Annotated in this window: 16 protein-coding genes, 1 tRNA gene and 1 riboswitch; of the genes, 5 read left to right on the plus strand and 12 right to left on the minus strand. The window is 69.6% G+C overall.

Annotated elements, in window-relative coordinates; all coding sequences use genetic code 11:
- Window positions 1-10: 10 nt before the first annotated feature.
- On the minus strand, window positions 11-760 hold the full coding sequence (locus tag EV384_RS24605) for a hypothetical protein (protein WP_130336890.1): 750 nt from the start codon (window positions 758-760) through the stop codon (window positions 11-13).
- A gap of 15 nt (window positions 761-775) precedes the next feature.
- The gene (locus tag EV384_RS24610) at window positions 776-991 is read right to left on the minus strand and encodes a hypothetical protein (protein ID WP_130336892.1); all 216 of its coding nucleotides are present in this window, start codon (window positions 989-991) and stop codon (window positions 776-778) included.
- Window positions 992-1199: 208 nt separating this feature from the next.
- Here EV384_RS24610 and EV384_RS24615 point away from each other — a divergent pair, with 208 nt between their 5' ends.
- Window positions 1200-2687 carry an MFS transporter gene (locus tag EV384_RS24615; RefSeq protein WP_130336894.1) on the plus strand — a complete coding sequence of 496 codons (1488 nt, stop codon included), beginning with the start codon at window positions 1200-1202 and terminating at the stop codon, window positions 2685-2687.
- A 15-nt stretch (window positions 2688-2702) separates the two neighbouring features.
- Here the strand turns inward: EV384_RS24615 and EV384_RS35080 are convergent.
- From EV384_RS35080 to EV384_RS24635, 5 genes are all read right to left on the minus strand, one after another.
- Window positions 2703-2823: transfer RNA gene (locus tag EV384_RS35080), tRNA-Glu, on the minus strand.
- Between the two features lie 461 nt (window positions 2824-3284).
- The gene (locus EV384_RS36365) at window positions 3285-3740 is read right to left on the minus strand and encodes a DUF6069 family protein (protein WP_242624268.1); all 456 of its coding nucleotides are present in this window, start codon (window positions 3738-3740) and stop codon (window positions 3285-3287) included.
- 298 nt (window positions 3741-4038) lie between these two features.
- Entirely contained in the window at window positions 4039-5052 is a 1014-nt protein-coding gene (locus tag EV384_RS24625; RefSeq protein ID WP_130336896.1) for an RNA polymerase subunit sigma-70, read from the minus strand.
- A 67-nt stretch (window positions 5053-5119) separates the two neighbouring features.
- Window positions 5120-5932: a transposase family protein gene (locus EV384_RS24630; protein ID WP_130340798.1), complete on the minus strand. Its 813-nt coding sequence runs from the start codon at window positions 5930-5932 to the stop codon at window positions 5120-5122.
- A gap of 277 nt (window positions 5933-6209) precedes the next feature.
- Window positions 6210-6968: a dienelactone hydrolase family protein gene (locus tag EV384_RS24635; RefSeq protein WP_130336898.1), complete on the minus strand. Its 759-nt coding sequence runs from the start codon at window positions 6966-6968 to the stop codon at window positions 6210-6212.
- A 986-nt stretch (window positions 6969-7954) separates the two neighbouring features.
- Between EV384_RS24635 and EV384_RS24640 the strand changes: the two genes are divergently transcribed.
- On the plus strand, window positions 7955-8206 hold the full coding sequence (locus EV384_RS24640) for a hypothetical protein (protein WP_130336900.1): 252 nt from the start codon (window positions 7955-7957) through the stop codon (window positions 8204-8206).
- A gap of 32 nt (window positions 8207-8238) precedes the next feature.
- Window positions 8239-8937, plus strand: a complete 699-nt coding sequence (locus EV384_RS24645; protein WP_130336902.1) for a hypothetical protein — start codon at window positions 8239-8241, stop codon at window positions 8935-8937.
- A 92-nt stretch (window positions 8938-9029) separates the two neighbouring features.
- Here the strand turns inward: EV384_RS24645 and EV384_RS36865 are convergent, their stop codons facing one another.
- The 5 genes from EV384_RS36865 to EV384_RS24665 all read right to left on the minus strand — a co-directional run bounded on the left by EV384_RS36865 (window position 9030) and on the right by EV384_RS24665 (window position 14121).
- Complete coding sequence (locus tag EV384_RS36865; RefSeq protein ID WP_278045638.1) at window positions 9030-9155, minus strand: hypothetical protein; 126 nt, start codon at window positions 9153-9155, stop codon at window positions 9030-9032.
- 100 nt (window positions 9156-9255) lie between these two features.
- Window positions 9256-10059 (minus strand): C39 family peptidase, encoded by an 804-nt coding sequence (locus EV384_RS24650; RefSeq protein ID WP_130336904.1) that lies wholly within the window; start codon window positions 10057-10059, stop codon window positions 9256-9258.
- A gap of 211 nt (window positions 10060-10270) precedes the next feature.
- Window positions 10271-10413: riboswitch (cyclic di-AMP (ydaO/yuaA leader) on the minus strand.
- Window positions 10414-11194: 781 nt separating this feature from the next.
- Entirely contained in the window at window positions 11195-12457 is a 1263-nt protein-coding gene (locus EV384_RS24655) for an LVIVD repeat-containing protein (protein WP_242624525.1), read from the minus strand.
- Between the two features lie 319 nt (window positions 12458-12776).
- Entirely contained in the window at window positions 12777-13379 is a 603-nt protein-coding gene (locus EV384_RS24660) for a class I SAM-dependent methyltransferase (protein ID WP_165440066.1), read from the minus strand.
- A gap of 145 nt (window positions 13380-13524) precedes the next feature.
- Window positions 13525-14121, minus strand: coding sequence for a TetR/AcrR family transcriptional regulator (locus tag EV384_RS24665; RefSeq protein WP_130336911.1), 597 nt, complete (start codon window positions 14119-14121; stop codon window positions 13525-13527).
- Window positions 14122-14312: 191 nt separating this feature from the next.
- On the opposite strand from EV384_RS24665, the gene EV384_RS24670 reads away from it, so the two are divergent.
- Together EV384_RS24670 and EV384_RS24675 are read left to right on the plus strand one after the other, a co-directional pair.
- A complete protein-coding gene (locus EV384_RS24670) occupies window positions 14313-14936 on the plus strand; it encodes a DUF2218 domain-containing protein (RefSeq protein WP_130336913.1) in 624 nt (207 codons plus the stop codon).
- 335 nt (window positions 14937-15271) lie between these two features.
- A complete protein-coding gene (locus EV384_RS24675) occupies window positions 15272-16783 on the plus strand; it encodes a copper resistance CopC/CopD family protein (protein WP_242624269.1) in 1512 nt (503 codons plus the stop codon).
- Window positions 16784-16785 lie beyond the last annotated feature (2 nt).

The raw sequence follows: 16785 nt of genomic DNA on the forward strand, positions 1-16785 counted from the left end.
CGGGACGCCGTCACTGCCACCGGCCGGTGAGCAGCGGGGCGGCCGGCCGCTCCGCGCGTCCGATGCGCAGATCCTCGAAGATCGTGTTCCGGGCCGCCCGCTCGACCTCGGCGTCGAGGTCGATCCCGAGCTCCGCCGACGCGTCGTGGGCCGTCCCGATCAGCACCATCTCCACGCCCGCGTGGTCGAGGAACCGGGGCGGATCGAGAGGGACGAACCGGCGGGTGCCGAAGCGCTCCTGCAGGTTGGCGGGGAGTTTCGCCCGGCCGTGGCCGGGCAGACCGACCCCGGGCGGCGACGGGGCCTGCGGATTCTGCACCGTGACGACGTAGCTCGCCTCCGGTTCGATCCGGAGCTCGTGTTGCGGCGGACCGGGACGGCGGGGCAGCTCGAGCTGGTACGCCAGATGGGTGTGCTCGTCGTGCCGGGTGATGCAGTACGCCCCCTCGGCCACCGGACGAGCCGGTGGCTGGAACCGCTCACCACGCGCCTTCGTCCCGTACAGGTGCCGCCTGAGCGCCTCGTAGAGCTCCTCCGGCCGGCTCACCACGGCGTCGACGAACGCCCAGAAACGGTCGTGCTCGTCGATCTCGGGCAGGCGCTTGCGGCCCGCGACGAGCAGCCGCAGACGCCGCCGCCCGTACCACGGATGCAGCACCACCAGCAGCCGCTGCACCTCGTCGAGCGATTCCACGTGCCGCTCGCCCACCCGCGGCCGGTAGAGGAAGTAGATGTCGCCGTCCTCCAGCACCTCGCTCACGTCGCGGCCGCTCTCCTACCGCGTCCCGACGTCGGGCGCCTCGTAGATCCAGTCCGCCACGCCCTCCGGCGCGCGCTCCGCCCGCTGGTATTGGTAGATCTCCACGGCCTCGTGCGGTCCGTGGAGTTTCAGCTCGTACGACATCGGCGGGTCGTCCGCGTCGGGCACGTCCCAGCCCACGGTCTGCCCGTCGTACGGTCCGCCACGCAGGCGCAGGTTCACCTCGGCCACGCCCCGACGGTAGCGAAGTCCACGCCGGGTGGGTTCGGGAACGCGTTCCTCGCCCCGTTCGGTGAATCCTCGATGAACCCCTGCGGAACGAACTCGTTTCGGCTGACACTGCGACGTGGCTCATATTCCGGCGGCCAAACGAAGACCATCGACGCCGTCGCCGCCCGGGCCCGCGTCAGCAAGGCCACCATCTACCGGCACTGGCCCCATGCCCGGAAACACCCTGACCGCGCCCGGCGCACCGGACGCTGTCGCGCCGGCGGCGCACCCGCGGCGCTGGCTGGTGCTCGCGGTCATCGCGATCTCCCAGCTGATGGTGGTGCTCGACGCCACCATCGTGAACATCGCCCTGCCGCAGGCCCAGCTCAGCCTCGGCATCTCCGACGCCGACCGGCAGTGGGTGGTCACCGCCTACACCCTCACCTTCGGCGGCCTGCTCCTGCTCGGCGGCCGGATCGCCGACTACTGGGGCCGCAAGCGCACCTTCCTCGTCGGCATGGTCGGCTTCGCGCTCGCCTCCGCCATCGGCGGCCTCGCCACCACCGGCGGCCTGCTCTTCGCCGCCCGGGCCCTGCAGGGCGCCTTCGGCGCGCTGCTCGCCCCGGCCTCGCTGGCCCTGCTCACCGTGCTCTTCACCGAGGCGAAGGAGCGGGCCAAGGCGTTCGCCGTCTACGGCGCCATCGCCGGCGGCGGCTCCGCCGTCGGCCTCGTCCTCGGCGGCGTCCTCACCGAGTACGCCAACTGGCGCTGGTGCCTGCTGGTGAACATCCCGATCGCCGCCATCGCCCTGCTCGCCGCGATCCCGCTGGTCCCGGAGAGCCGCGCCCACGGCGACACCCGCTACGACATCCCCGGCGCCGTCGTCGTGACCGCCGGGCTGGTCTCCCTCGTGTACGGCTTCACCAAGGCCGCCGAGGACGGCTGGGACGCCGCCGCCACCATCGGGTTCATCGCCGCCGGGCTGGTGCTGCTCGCCGCGTTCGTGCTGATCGAGCTGCGCTCCAGCCACCCACTGCTGCCGCTGCGCATCCTGCTCGACCGCAACCGGGGCGGGGCGTACATCGCCTCCACCCTGATCGGCGCCGGGCTCTTCGGCGCGTTCCTCTTCCTCACCTTCTACTTCCAGGTGGTGCTGGGGTACACGCCGGTCGAGGCGGGCCTCGCCTCGCTGCCGGTCACCGCCGGCGTCCTCGTCGCCGCGGGCGTGGCCAGCCAGCTGCTGCCTCGCCTCGGCGCGAAGCCGCTGATGGTGGCCGGCGCGGTGCTCGCCGCCGCCGCGATGCTCTCGCTGACCCAGATCGACGTGGACACGTCCTTCGTCAGCCACCTGCTCCCCGCCCAGGTGATCCTCGGCATGGGCCTCGGCTTCACCTTCGTGCCGCTGTCCAGCCTCGCCCTGGTCGGGGTGCCCGAGCACGACGCGGGCGCCGCCAGCGCCACCCTCAACGCCACCCAGCAGGTCGGCGGATCGCTCGGCACCGCCCTGCTGAACACCATGTACACCAGCGCGGTCACCGCGTACCTGGTCGGCCGGGTCCCCGACCCGATGACCCAGGTGAAGGCGCTGGTGCACGGCTACACCGTGGCGTTCGCCTGGGGCGCCGGGCTGATCCTGCTCTCCGGGCTGGCCACCCTGCTGCTGATCAAGGTCCGCAAGGCGCACCTGGCCACGGCCAACGCCGTGCACATGGGCTGACGACGGCCGCGGGAGTGGCGTCGCCGGACCCGGGGTCGAACCGGGCGGCCCGCCGTTTATGAGCAGCAGCTGGACCCGCGTCCTCAACGTGTCCCGGGTGAATGCCGGGCGACTCTCCCACTTCGTCCACCGCGCCATCCGCGTACCCGGGTGCGATTCGAATGCACACTGAGCCTTTTTCAACCTCCCACGTCACAAACAGCGCTCCCTGCCCTGCCGGCTACGGCGTGGCCGCCTCCCGCAGGCGTAGGTGTCAGGGCTCGGCTGCGAGCGCGTCCCGGCGCGGCTTGAGCCTGACGTCGACCCGAGAGAGGGTCAGATCCCGGCTCAAGCCGCGCAGGAGCCGAATCCACATGGGAGGCGCGCGACGGCGGGGTCGGCCAGGGTGAACGCGACCCGGGGTAACCGGTGCGCCCCGACCGAAGCGGATGGCGTTTGGTCTTCATCCCGCAAGGTGCCCTGTGCTTCTTCGCACACGCGACTCAGCTTTCGAATTGACCAAGAAAAGGAACCTGGAATGGAGGGTGGCAGCACCGGGGGCCACGTTGGTGCGCTCGCGCACGCCCTTGCGCCGCGCGTTGTCCCGTTGCGGGATCGTCAATCGGTCCGGGTGCGGAGGCTCCGCGCCAGGGTGGAGATCATCACCGTCGCAGGGACGAGGTGTAGCCCGAGGAGGGCGGTGGTGGTGGCGGTGTTTGCCCCGGAGAGGAGGGGCGGGATCAACGAGATCGCGGTCAGCGACACTGCCGTCCACACGAATCGCTCGGCGGGGCGAGCGCTCCAACGAAGAAGAGCGACGGCAATGACGATGCCCACGACCGAGAAGAAGCCGGTCACCACGGCGAACCCGGACAACGGGATCGTCTCGCCACCATCGGGGACCTCGAAGTCGACGCCAACGGCCTGGGCAAGCGCAGCGGCGAGGGTGGTGGCGACCATCGCTGCGAGCGTGGCAATGAAGCCGGTGCCGGCGAGCCCGCGGAGTCGGCGGGTGTGGCTGGCCTGCCCCGATGCCGAACCGGCGACGACCCCGGTGTCGTTCATGCTGTTCATGTCGTTTCTCCATCATTCGGTAACGGGCGTACAGGGTGTGTTGACTGGCAGGTGACGGTCCTGGCCCTGGGCGTGACGACGCGCACCCTCGCCGTGCGACGGCCGGGGTTGCGCAGAGCGCGGACGCCGGTGCCGCGGAGCCAGAACCCGGCGTCGCGTCCGAGGACCGGCCCGGGCTCGCCGTCGCGCAGCTCCAGCTGCACCCGCCCGCGGGTGACGACGCCGAACGCGTCGCGCCACTCCGCCGCGACCACCGCGACACGCGCGCCACCGCGCAGCGTGAGCGTCCACACCGGGACTACTCCGTGCCGTCCGCCGGCAGGCGCTCCGGCAGCCCGAGCCGCGGGAACTGGTCGTCGTGGAAAATGATGATCTCGGTGATCGCGCCGCCGGTGACGCGCAGGACGTCGATCGTCAGCGGCAGGTACGCCTCCTCCCGCTCCCGCCAGAGGTAGAAGGCGACGGCGGGCTGCCGGTTCACGGAAGTGAGGACGGCGCGCAGACCCTTCAGGCTCTCGAAGCCGTCCTCGACCCAGTCGTTCACCACCGCGTCGCGGCCGACGTACAGGCCCGGCGTGGGCGGCATCGAGCAGCGCACGTCGTCCCGCAGCATCGAGGCGAGCGCCGGGATGTCCGTGGCCACGCTCGCCTCGGTGAAGCGGCGCACCAGCTCGCGCGTCCCGGCGTCCTCCTCGCCGCCGGTCCAGTCCTGCCGCTCGGCGGGCAGGTGCTCCCGCATGCCGGCGCGGGCCCGCTGCAGCGCGCTGTTCACGGAGTTGACGGAGTCCCCGAGGAGCTCCGCGACGTCCTTCGCCGGCCAGCCGAGCACGTCCCGCAGGATCAGCACGGCCCGCGGGCGCGGCGCGAGGTGCTGGACCGCGACCAGGTACGCCAGCTCGATCGTCTCCCGCGCGACGGCGACGGTCTCCGGCTCGTCCGCGTCGCCCGCGGGCAGCTCGTCGAGCAGCCGGTCCGGGTAGGGCTGCAGCCACAGCACCTCGCCGCCGGTCGCGGGCTCCGGGCGGCGCTTGGCGAGCAGGTCCAGGCAGGCGTTGGTGGCGATCCGGTACAGCCAGGCCCGGAACGTCGACCGCCCCTCGAAGGTCTCCCGCCGCCGCCAGGCACGCAGGAACGTCTCCTGTACGGCGTCCTCGGCGTCCTCGAACGACCCGAGCATCCGGTAGCAGTGCACGTGCAGCTCCCGCCGGTGCCGCTGCGCCAGCCCCGAGAACGCCGGCTCGTCGACCTCGCCCAGACCGCTCCCGCCCAGCCCGGCCACGCCCAGCTCCTCCAGCCGCGTGTCCGCACTCATCACGTCATCCTTCCGTCTCGTCGTGTCCCGTCGTAGGTGTGACGGGTGCGGGCGCGACAACTCATCACTAGGGTCGGTCGGCATGGCCGAGCGCTTTTCCTCCCTGGTAGGTCGGGTTTTCGACGTGGTGGAGAACGAGGATGGCCTGCACCATTGCGGTCGTCCGGGAGGGGCTGCAGCGCAGCTTGGTCAGGATTCTCCAGGTCTTGAGGGTGGCGACGGCGCGTTCGCCGCGGCAGCGGCTCCGGGCGTGGGCCTTGTTCACGGCCTTCTGCCGGCGCGACAGCTTCGGCCGGTAGCGGTGCCGCTTGAACGGAGTACGCACGGAACCGCCGGCGCCTTGATACGCCTTGTCCGCGAAGGTCATCACGTCAGCGTTGGTCAACGCGGCGATGATGCCGTGGGTTCGCGCAGCAGTCAGGTCGTGTGCCGAGCCGGGAAGTGCCGCCGACGCCCAGACGAGGCGTCCGGCCGCATCCGCGATTACCTGCACGTTCATCCCGTGCCGTCGGTGCTTTCCGGAGTAGTACGGCTTCTGATCGTGCACGCGGTCGATCGGGATCAGCGTGCCGTCGAGGATGACGTAGGCCAGCAGCCGGATCCTGGTCATCGCCTGGTGCAGGTCGTTGGCGGTCGCGGCGAGCAAGGTGATCGCCTCGCGGATATAGCGCCAGGCGGTGGCAACCCCGACCTGGAATCCGGCGGCCAGGCGGGTGAGGGTGTCGCCGTTGCGCAGGTGGGCCAGGGCGAGCAGGGCCTGCCGGCCCGGGTCGAGTCGGCGCCAGCGGGATCGTCGCTGGTGGCGGTGGGTGCGGATCAGGTCGGCGAGGTGGTTCAGCGATCGGGTGGACAGCGGGATCGAGGCGGGGTAAGACAGCAACGAGGCTCCCGGTAGGGGCATCTTCCTTGGTCGATTGCTTGTCTTACGGGAGCCTCGCCTGACCCGGCTACCGACCTTCACCACGCCACTGACCTGCACCATCAGGTTGGAAATGGCTTACTGAGCCTTTTTCATCGTGACCAGCACCGCCACGATAAAAAAGGCTCATCGATGCAAGCCGCAAAAAGGCAGCATCTGGAGTCATTCGCCGCCGCGAATCTGCATCTATCGCCGGTACCGGCGCCCAGCTTCGCGCCGGACGCCGGTACCGGTCAGGTCAGGCCCGGCCGAGGTGGCGGGACAAGAACGTATCGTCCACCCCGACCCACCGGACGCTGCGGTGGTCGCCCGGGTTCGCGTGCAACGTCTTCTCGGCAGAGGCGAACGCGTCGAACAACGCGAACCCGGACGAACGGTCGACGTGCTCGTCGTCCCACGGCAGCAGGAACTGGACCGGCACGGTGATCTGCCGCGCGGCCATGATCACCGGTTCGTCCACAAAGAACCCGCCGCCGAAGATCGCGGCGGTGATCCGGGGCTCGGCCGCGGTCAGCCGTACCCCGATCGACGTGCCCATCGAGATGCCCCCGCCGTAGCCGACCGGCGCGTCCGGGCCGATCTGCGGCAACGCCTGCAGGGCGTCCAGCGTCGCCTGCCATTCCGGTACGGCCCGTTCCGCGACCGAGGCCATGAAGCGGACGCTGGCCGCCGCGAACCGTGGGGTATCACCCGCCGTCATGGCTTGCCGGATCTCCGTACGGGCCTGCTCGTCCTCGTCCGTACGCGGGCGGTCGCCGTGTCCCGGTGCGTCGATCGCGACGACATTGAACCCCCAGGTGGCCGCGGTGTGCAGGGCGCGGGCCCGGAGCCCCGGCGCCTTCTTGTGCATGCCGCCGTTGTGCCCCACGAGCACGATCGGGGCATGATCGGCGCCGGATACGGGTGCCCAGAGCACACCCGGGATCTCGCCCACGAGGAAGTCGCGTTCGACGACACCGTCGGACGAGGTCTCAGCGGTGAAACGTACAGAATGCATGGTTTGGTGCCTTTCGGGAGTGCCATCCTGATGGGCGCTCCCGGCGACGGATACGTCAGTCGCCCGTCCGTGACGGGAGGGAGCACCACGTGCGAACTGCGTTCACGGGTCTCACCTCCTCGGCCTGGTCACGGATCTGGGGGCACGCTATCAACCCGGCCGCACTGCCAGCCAGTCAATTACCCGTCGGCCACGCGTTCACGGTCCGGCTCGATCCGGAGAGCCGTCCCGAGGTCGTTCGCTAGACGGCGGCCCGGCGGGCAGGAAAGCCGTGGGAGGTTCGGTCTTGTTGATCCGGAAGAGCGTGATCGGCTTCCGTTGCCTGGGCCCGTGGACCAGGGAGGCAAGCACGGCCAACACCCCGCCCGCGATCTGGCCGGCCGGCGTCGGTGCGGCCGACGCCGCACCCGAGGCGATGCTCAGGACCTGGCGGGCGGACCCGGTGACGCGACGGCGCAGTTGTGTGGCGTGATGCTGGAGATCCTCCGCCAACAGCTCGACGAACAGAGCCTCGCCGGCGAGGTGGTTCAGGCTCCGGCTGGACAGCGGGATGGCGGCGGGGTAAGACAGCACAGCGGGGCTCCCGGTTGGGGCATCGGATCTTGGTCGACCGCTGTCTTACCGGAAGCCTCGTCTCATGTAGACACCGGGGCCCGCACCTACCGTGACCAGCACCGCCACGATGAAAAAGGCTGACTGTCGGCTTCCTGAAAGCCGTCGCTGCGAGCGGAGGACCCGAACCTCCATCGATCGTTCCAGAGACGACGCCTGATGGTCGCCGTCCCCATATTCCTGGCCACCGCTACCCCCTGACCCCCAGACCGACCGGCACACCGCCAGCGACCGTGACCTTCGACAAGCCTGGCCCAATGCGCTTACGGCTTCACCGTCACAGCAACTTCGGCAGCTCGGCAGCGCACTTGTACACGACCGAGTAGCTGTTCTCGGCGAGAGCCGGCTGGGACGATCCCTTTGTGGCTTCCCCCTTGGACGACGAGACGATCCTTCGGCTGTCGCACCGTCAGATCCTGACGCTCGGAGCTGCGCTTGATCACTACATGGACTACTGGGAACGGCACGCCGCAGCCGACGGCTACGGCAGCCATTCGCCGAAGCAACTGGAGGATCTCCGGCAACACGTCGGCGAGCTGATATGGGTCCTTGAAGTAGCAGCCGCCCCGTCAGGCGCCCGTCTTCAGCACAGCCCGCGTGCCCGGCAACCCAGGTCAGCTGACTGAGCGCCTTGGGGGGACGCGGGCATACTGCTGGCGTGCGTGACGGCCTGCACGGACCGAACGTCATTCGCGCTGGGGAGTCTCTACTGCTTCTCGCGGCGGTGAGCGGCGGTGAGGCCGTGCACCTCGTGCAGCGGCACGAGCCGTCGGAGCAGGGACGTGGTGCCATACCCGACCACTACTTCACCTCGGCGGGCAGTGACCGGAGAGCAGTCCAGCGGCGGTATGACGTCCAGGCGCTGCGGGAGTCGGTCTGGGCGCCGACGACGATGTGCGGCCGGGTCTGGGCGGTGATGGTCGGCGGTGACGGTGGGACGCTCTGCAGGTACCGGGAGCCGGCGTTCGCGCCGACGTGCCGACGGTGTCTAACACTGATGGACCACCTGTTCCCCGCGCTCGCGGTTGACCCCAGAGTCCCGATCGTTGCACAGGTCGTCTGCGACGTGGTGCGTGAGCACGGGCACGCAGAGGTGCGGGCGGTTCCCGGTGACCAGATGGCCTTCCTACGGAAACAGGTCCGCTCGCTGATCAGGCAGCGAACGGGCCACCGCGCCCAGACCCACGTTCACGGCGACGTTCTTCTTGTGGTGTGCGATTCCCTGCGTGACCAGGAGGCTGAGATCCGCGCAGCAGTCGGTGCCGTCGCAGCCATCCTGCTCGGGAGCAAGCCGCTGCCGGTCGTGCGGCCTGATCGACCGTGGGTCGTGTGTTGGACTGCGTGGGAGCTGGGGTGACAGCGTGCCCTGCATGTGCCCTCGCTGGCGCTTCGCGCGTTCGCATTCATAAGCCATGTCTGAGCAGCAAAGCCGGGGGCCGCTTGATGTGGTCAGGCGACCCAGATGCCGTGCGAGAGGTACTGGGCGGCGGCCAGGTGCGCGGCGGGGGCCGTGCCGGCGGCGGCGAGTTGTCCGGCGAGGGGCTTGTCCGATCTTCGGTGTAACCGGTCCGGCACGGGTCAATGGTTGTTCTCGCCTGGACATGGCCGGTGGCCGGGCCGGAAATGGCGTCGGGCACCGGCTCGGTGGAGCCGGTGCCCGACGGGAGAGGTGCGATCAGGCGGAGTAGCCGCGGGTGGCCATCCAGTTCGCCAGGTCGATGGTGGTCATCCAGTAGGAGGCGGTAGCCGGATTTGCCGAGTCGGCGATCCGGACGGTCCGGCCGTCGTCCTTGTAGCCGACCACGGCGATGTAGTGGCCGCCGGGGAACGAGTGCCAGCCGCCGTCGGTGTCGGTGGCGGAGCCGACGGTGTTGGCGACCACGGCACGGCCGTCGGTGATGGCATTGACCACGTCGGCCTGGAGCTGGTCCATCTGCGCCGGAGTGGCCGCGCCGGGGATCATGTGGGTCCGCCACGGGTTGCCCTTGACCATCTGGTTGAGCCCGCGGGTGGTGTCCGCGGCGGAGTTGGTGCCGTTCTCGGTGGCGCCGAGCGGGGCGACCATCGCGTCCTGGGTGGTTTCGACGCCGCTCGCGCTGAGGGCGTTGCGCACCGCGGCCGGGCCGCAGTTCCAGTAGGCGTACTGCGCCTCGTAGGTGTAGTCGAGGACCTTGGTCGACGGCGGCTTCGGCTTCGCCTTCTTGGTCACGTCCGGGTCGGTCGTGGCGTTGGCGCTGGCCTTCGCAGACGGTGACGGGGCGGCGATCCGGGCCTCACCACCGGTGGCGGCCTCGCCGAGCCGGGGGGCCAGCTCGGCAACGGCGGCGGTCTTCACCTTGTGCGCCGGGGTGTCGTTGGTGGCGGCGAGCGCCGTGCCGACGCCGCCGGCCAGCACGAGCGCCGCGGCGGAGCCGGCGATGATCTGGTACGGGCGCTCGGTCACGACACGCCGCAGCTGACGCTTCATTCGGTGCTTCATGTGTTCCTCCACGGGGGGCCTGAGCGGCACACGCCGGCCCGACACGCGGAGGAACTCACGCGCGTTGCTGGGGCGGGGGTGCCGCGGGGATCGGGAGCGCCCGGTGGGCCGGGCTTGGGGACGGTGCCGGAAGTCGCCGGTCAGGCGAGCGTCGGCACCGCGATGCCGTGGAGGCGAGGGGCGTAACGGGGGGTGGTTCGCACGAGGCTCGAACTCCTTCCGTGGCCGCCTACCGGGTTAGCTGACGGATTCGGGCGGGAAGTAACGCCCTACCGCGGGCCGTGGCTCGCGGATTCACCCCGGTGTTGCACTGGGTCCCCGGTTCGTGAGATCACGATTGAGCGGGTCGGCACGGCGTCGCCATTTGCGATCGAAAACCGCACCGGACGCGCCGACACTACCGGCGGGTACGCCCCCGCCAAGCAACCCCACCTGCTTAAACTCCGAACACCATTACTCTGACCGGAACAGCCCGTCACTGATGTCGCTCAATGGGACGAGTAGCTATGACGGAACTATCGGGAGGCAACCGGACATCGGGGCGGGGTCGGCGCTGAATTTGTTGTCAATCACCGCATCCCTTACCCGAATGACCGTTTCCCGTCGGATGTGACCCGTCCCGAACCAATTCACATCACAATTCAGCAAACCCGGGCGGGGCGGCGCCGGCCGGCGGCGGCGCTGACACAGTCGGGGCAGGGTTCGGGTCCGCACAGGCGTTCATGGTGGAGTTGCCGGCGGCGCTCGTGACACCCGGCAGTCGGCGCAGGGCGGCCGGTTGGCGCAGGTAAAGCCATCGCCGGCGCATGTTGACCACTACGGCCGGGACCTCAACTTGCGGGTGTCGACGTGCCGCACCAGGTGGGTTCTTGCTCAGGATGTCGGAGCGCCGCCGGCGGCTCGGCCGGGAGTTGGGGACATGTAAGCCGGTCCACTCGAACAACCGGCCTTGGCTTGGCAACAGTTGATAATCCGCAACATCGCCGCTGGTGGGAGCTCGCCTCCCGATGCCTTGGCGATCGGCTGTCTTCCCCCGGCGGCTGGACGGCGAGGAACCAGCCGACGTGCGGGTTCGCTGGTAGGTCACGAAAGCGGGCGGGCGCCGACGGCGCCCGCCCGCTTTCTCGTAGCAGTGTCAGCGGAGCAGGAACGTTTGGGTCTGGGGGTTCAGCATCGGCAGTTTCTTGGCCCCGGCGGTCTGCGGGCCGCTGAACCGGATCACATCTACACCGCGGGAGATGTCGTTGGCGATGATCAGGCCGTTGTACCAGTAGGTCGACCACTGGTTGGACTGCATGTCGTAGTAGGCGATCTCCTTCGGGTTGCTCGGGTCGGTCAGGTCGACCATCGAGGTCCCCGAGCCGTACGCGGAGGAGACCAGGATGTTGCGGCCGGCAACGGGCACGTAGTTGAAGTTGTGGTAGGTGCTCGGCTCGGCGCGTGGGATGCGCAGGTGGCTCAGCGGCGTGGCGGGGTCGTCGACGGCGTACGTCCAGATCGCCCCGAACGGCTCCTGCGCGGGCCCGAAGTACTCGTCGCCGAAGGTGACGTACTTCCCGTCGTGGGTGAACGCGGCGCTGTGCCAGATGTCCACGTCCGGCGTGTCGACGTTGGCGATCACGCGGGGGGCCATCGGGTTGCTGATGTCCCACAGCTGGCCCTGGGACAGGCAGGCCGCGGCGGCGAGCTTGCGCGGGGTCAGCACCTGGATGTCGTGGCATGCGAAGAAGTCGCCGGACGCGCCGGAGAAGAGGTCGATCCCCTTGACGGTGGGCTCCGCGACGACCTTCGCGGCGAGGCCGGCGGCGGCGTCGCCACCCGGTACGTCGATCACCGAGATCCGCTCGAACGGCGCCTGGCAGTCGGGGCCGATGTTGGTGGCGCTCAGCGGGTACGACGCGACGTAGATGTAGGTGCCGCCGTCCTCCCGGGGCACGAGGGTGTGGGTGTGCGAGCCGCAGTCGGTGCGGATCGCCTGGAGGAACCGCGGTGCCCTCGGGTCGCTGACGTCGAAGACCCGTACGCCCTCCCAGGCGCCCGGGGTGGACGCGGTGACGTTGCGGGACCCCTCGCAGCCCGGCGTGCTCTGCGGGGTGTCCACGGACAGGAACAGCAGGCCGCCCCAGACGGACACATCGCCCTGGGGGCCGTTGCAGTGCACGTCGGCCAGCTCAGCGGGCGAGCCCGGCTCGGAGATGTCAATGATTCGGAAGCCGCCGTAGTGGCCGGCGTAGACGAGGTTGCCGGAGAACGCGAGGTCGGAGTTGACGCCGCCGGTGTGGGCGTCGGTCCCGAGCAGGTGCATGTTCTGGCTGTAGCCGTCGGCGGGGCTGCTCGGCGGGGGCGGCGGGACGGACCCGTCGTCCCAAGGCTCGTGTGCCTGGGCCGGAGATGCCATCACGGCCAACAGGATCGCCGCGCCTGCGACGGCGAGTGATCGGATTCGGGAAGGTCTACGCACGGCGCCCCCTAACGTCGGGCGTGTCGCCACATGACGCGATCACGCAGGTGATCATCACACTGTCAAATATCTTCATGTATCGCTAGACCTTTGGTGAAAATGAACCCTTGCCCGGCGCCGCCGGCCGGCTGCCCGGCGCTGAACGCGCCCCTTGCCACTGCTCGCCGAGCAGGGGCTCGGCACACGCCAACGTCGCCGCCCTGACCTCACGGGTGTCGTGGCGCAGGCCCGTGTGCCACCAGGCTGTGCTCGCAAATCAGCCGGTGGGTCGTCGGGCGACCACTTCGATGGCGGGGCTGTTCATGCGCCGCGGCCGTACCTGGAGGCTCACGTCGACGAAGCCGACGGCGGCCACATCGTTGGCCAGATGCTCCGCTGAGGTGTCCAGCACGTGACGGTGCACCGTTATCACCAAAAGCCCGCCGGGCCGCAGCACCCTGACCGCCTCAGCCAGGCCGGCCTGCCGGTCCCACAGCATCACGTTGTTGACCGAGACCACGGCGTCCATGCTGGCGTCAGCGCATCCGGTGCGGTCGGCTGCGCCATCGCGGATCTCGACCACGCCAGCGGCGATCGCCTCGGCGCAACGGGCAGTTGCCAGCTGGCGCATGGTCGCCGAGGGATCGACGCCGACCACGCGCCCTGTCGGGCCCACGCGGCCGGCGGCAAGAGCGAGGCCGACGCCCGGACCGTGCCCGACGACCAAGAGGTGGGCGCCAACGGGTGGTGCCAGGCGGTCAACGGCCCAGTGTTCCTGGTCGGCGTTTCCTCTGGCCATGATCGCACCGCCGATGCGGCCGGGGAGGCCGCGAGGGTGGCCGAAAAAGGCATCGAAGACGCGTTCCCGGATTTTCGTCATGCTGTCCATCCTGCATCGACGTCCAGAGCTGGCGCTCCGAGCCACTCTCGCCGGCATCCACCCCACGTGTCCGCACTGCACGCTGCCCTGAGCCCGGGAAAATCGTCAGTCGTGCTGCGGCTTCCTTCCAAGCCCATGAACCGGGCTACGACAGAGGCGAATTACCGGCGCTGGCGGTCAGTCCGGCCAGGGTGACGATGACCAGGCGCTGGACGGCGTCTGGACGTGCAACGGTGCCGGCTGCTGTGAGGGCATGCAGGCAGTAGGTGGCCAGCTCGTCGGTTGCCACGTCGTCGCGGAGGTCGCCGTCTCGCACGGCCTCGGCGATTAGGTCTTGGACGAAGCCGCGTAGTCGTTGCTGGGCGCGGTCGACGTGTTCGCTGCGATGCAGCAGCGCGGCGAGTTCGCCGCCGTGGTGGCGCGCCGAGTGGTGCTGGATGTGCGCGTAGGTGTGCAGGACAGCTTCCAGGCGCGCGATGGCTGGGGCGGCGGGGTCGACGGCGGCGGTGAGCTGGTCGAGGTGTGTGGTGATCTGGCGTTCGTGCCAGGCGGTGAGAACGGCCTGGGCGTCCGGGAAGTACTTGTACAGCGTGGCGCGTCCGATGCCGGCCTGTTGGGCGATTTGCGACATCGTCACCGCGACCAGCCCGTGCGTGGCCACCAGGGCGGCCATGGCATCCATGGCGGCGTCCCGAACCGCTGCGCGGTGCGCGTCAATCGTCTCGGTCCACAGCTTGGGCACACCAACATCCTACACGTCGTTCACGATCAGAACAGTTTGCGGTTGACGGAGACAGGTTGTCTCTATAATTTGGGACGCGCCGACCTGCTGGGTGAACCGCCTGTCCAGCCCGACCCTCGACCACGCCGGGAGCCGGCCCGCGAACCGCCGCGGTCTCGGATCGCCGGAGACCACGACCGAGAAGGAACACCGTGCCAGTCCTGCAAGCCCAGATCCAGACCGACAGAGCCACCCGGTACCTCGTCCAGTTCTGCAAGCACGCCGCCGCCATGGGCAGCGGTGGCCACTCTGCCCGCATGCACTTGCACATGCGCCGGGAGGTGCAGGTGGCCGCCGAGTGGAGCGACACCAGCGGAAGTGTCACCTTCGGCCCGTGGGGCCAGGCGACGCTCACCGCCGACGGCAACTCCCTTACTGTGCGCATCGAGGCTGCGGACGGAGACCGCCTGACTCAGATCCGCGACATCATCACCCGCGATTTCGAGCGGTTCAGCCGCCGCGACCCTCTGGCCGTAGCCTGGCAGCGGCTCGAATCCCCCGATTCGGCCCCCCTCCGAGACGCCGTCGGCGTGCCATCCGGGCAACGGCGGGGCTTCCCGCGATCCCACCTCCAGACCGCTGTCCTCGCGTTGGCCGTGGTCCTGGTCGTCGCTCTGCATGTAGGGCTGGCGGGCTCGATCGTGGCGGAGTCGCGGTGGACCGGCCTAGCCGCGAACGTCGTCGTGGCGCTCGTCGCTGTCAAGATCGCGCTGATCGCCGTGGCCCGCTTCAAAATCCGTCAGCGCAGGACCACCAAGCGCCCTGACCACACCTGACCCGGACTGCGTCCACGCCGCGCACCACTCTCGGGCACGGTCTGCCGCCGTTGCGAGTCGTCGGCGGCGCCATCGTGCTCCGTTCTCCGCCGGCCGGAGTTCTCAGGATCGTCGAGGCTGACACGCCCCTACTATCAGCGGGTAGTAGTTGCCCTAGGATGGCGACCACATCAGGTGGGAGCGATGTGTGGGCGTCGGGTCCACGGCTCCTCGGCGGAAGGATCAACAGTGCCTTTCCAGCGGCGTCGCCGGGCGGCCTGACCTTGCTTGCCGCATCGCCGGATCTTGCCTGTCATCAGCCGTCAGCACGTCGCGCCGCGCGCTGGGCACTGCGGGTGTGGCTGGCGCTGTTTCCCGCCCTCATCGTGGCGCTCGGGTTCGCTTCCCCCGCCGCCGCGCATTTCAAGCTGGTCAAGGCCGTGCCGGCCGACGGTGGGCGGGTCGATGGCGCCGTTCGAGAGATTCGGCTGACGTTCAGTGCCGCCGGCACGCCCACTGGAGCTGGATTCAAGCTTTCCGACGTCAAGGGCAATGCCGTACCGGCGACCAGCCACACCCCCGACTGGGGCCGTACGTGGCTGGTCCATCCGACCACTCCCCTGACCGCCGGCACGTTCAAGCTGCGATGGAATGTCGCAGCCCCGGACGCCCACCCTCTGACAGGTGTCCTCACCTTCACGGTGGCCTCGCCTCCCCCGGCGCCTGGAGCGACCGCCAAACCCGAGGCAACAGACAGCCCGCACGGACATGCCGGCCATGGTGGGCCCGGTATGCCGTCGGCTTCGCCGCCCGCCCATTCCGGCGGACACGCTGTTGGCCATACCGCCGATGCGGATCAGGGGCCTGTACGGTTCGTCGGCGGCGTCGGGCGGTGGCTGTCCTACGGGGCGATCCTGCTCGGTGTCGGTGGTCTTGTCTTCGCGTTGACCACATTGGTCGGTACTCGCAGTGACATCCGGGTAGTGCAGGTCTGGGTGCGGGCGGCTGGGCTGACGGTAGCGGCCGGAGCGGCCCTTGAGCTGGCTGCACTCGCGGCGGTCTTCAGTGAGCAGGGCACCTTCACCTCGGCGGCCAGCGTTCCGGCGTTGGCCGCCCTCAGCCAGACACCGGTGGCCGCCAGCCTGGTCCTGCGGTTCACCGGCGCGGCGGGTCTGCTCGTGTCCGGTTCACTCGAAGCGGCGCTGATCCGGGGCCGACACGCTGTCGGGCGTCACTCCATTCCGACCGTCGCCGCGATAGCTACCGACTCTCGGAACCTGGTGACGCCTGCCGCTGGTGGACCGACCGGCGACGTTGCGCGGGTGCGAGCCCGAGCTGTCCGCCCTGTGCTCTTGGGTGTCACCGTGGCGCTGCTGTTGGGTTCCTTCCTGCTCGACGGGCACACCGTCACCGCGGAACCTCGGGTCGTCGTCGTGGCGGCCGATTTCGCCCACACCATCGCCGCCGCCGTCTGGGTCGGCGGGGTTCTTCTCCTGGCCGTCCTGCTGCTCGGTCGCGCCCGCCTGGGCGCACCGACGGGTGCCGCCGAGATGGCGGTGCGCTTCTCCATACCGGCCACCGCCGCGGTAGCGCTCACGGGTGTCGCCGGCGTCGCGTTGACCCTGCTGATCCTGGAGCGGCCGGGCCATATCGTGACCACCAGCTGGGGACGGGTGCTTCTCGTCAAGGTCGCCCTGGTGACGGTTGTTGCCCTCGTCGGGCTCTACAACAGCAGGCGTGTGGTGCCCCGGCTTGACGACCGCGCGAAGGACTGCACTCATCAGCTACGCCGCACCGTCCTGGTCGAAGCGTTCCTGATGTTGGCCGTCGTGCTGGTCACCGCGATCCTGGTAAACGCCGAGACGTAGGC

The sequence above is a fragment of the Micromonospora kangleipakensis genome (assembly GCF_004217615.1).
Classification (GTDB): Bacteria; Actinomycetota; Actinomycetes; order Mycobacteriales; family Micromonosporaceae; genus Micromonospora; species Micromonospora kangleipakensis.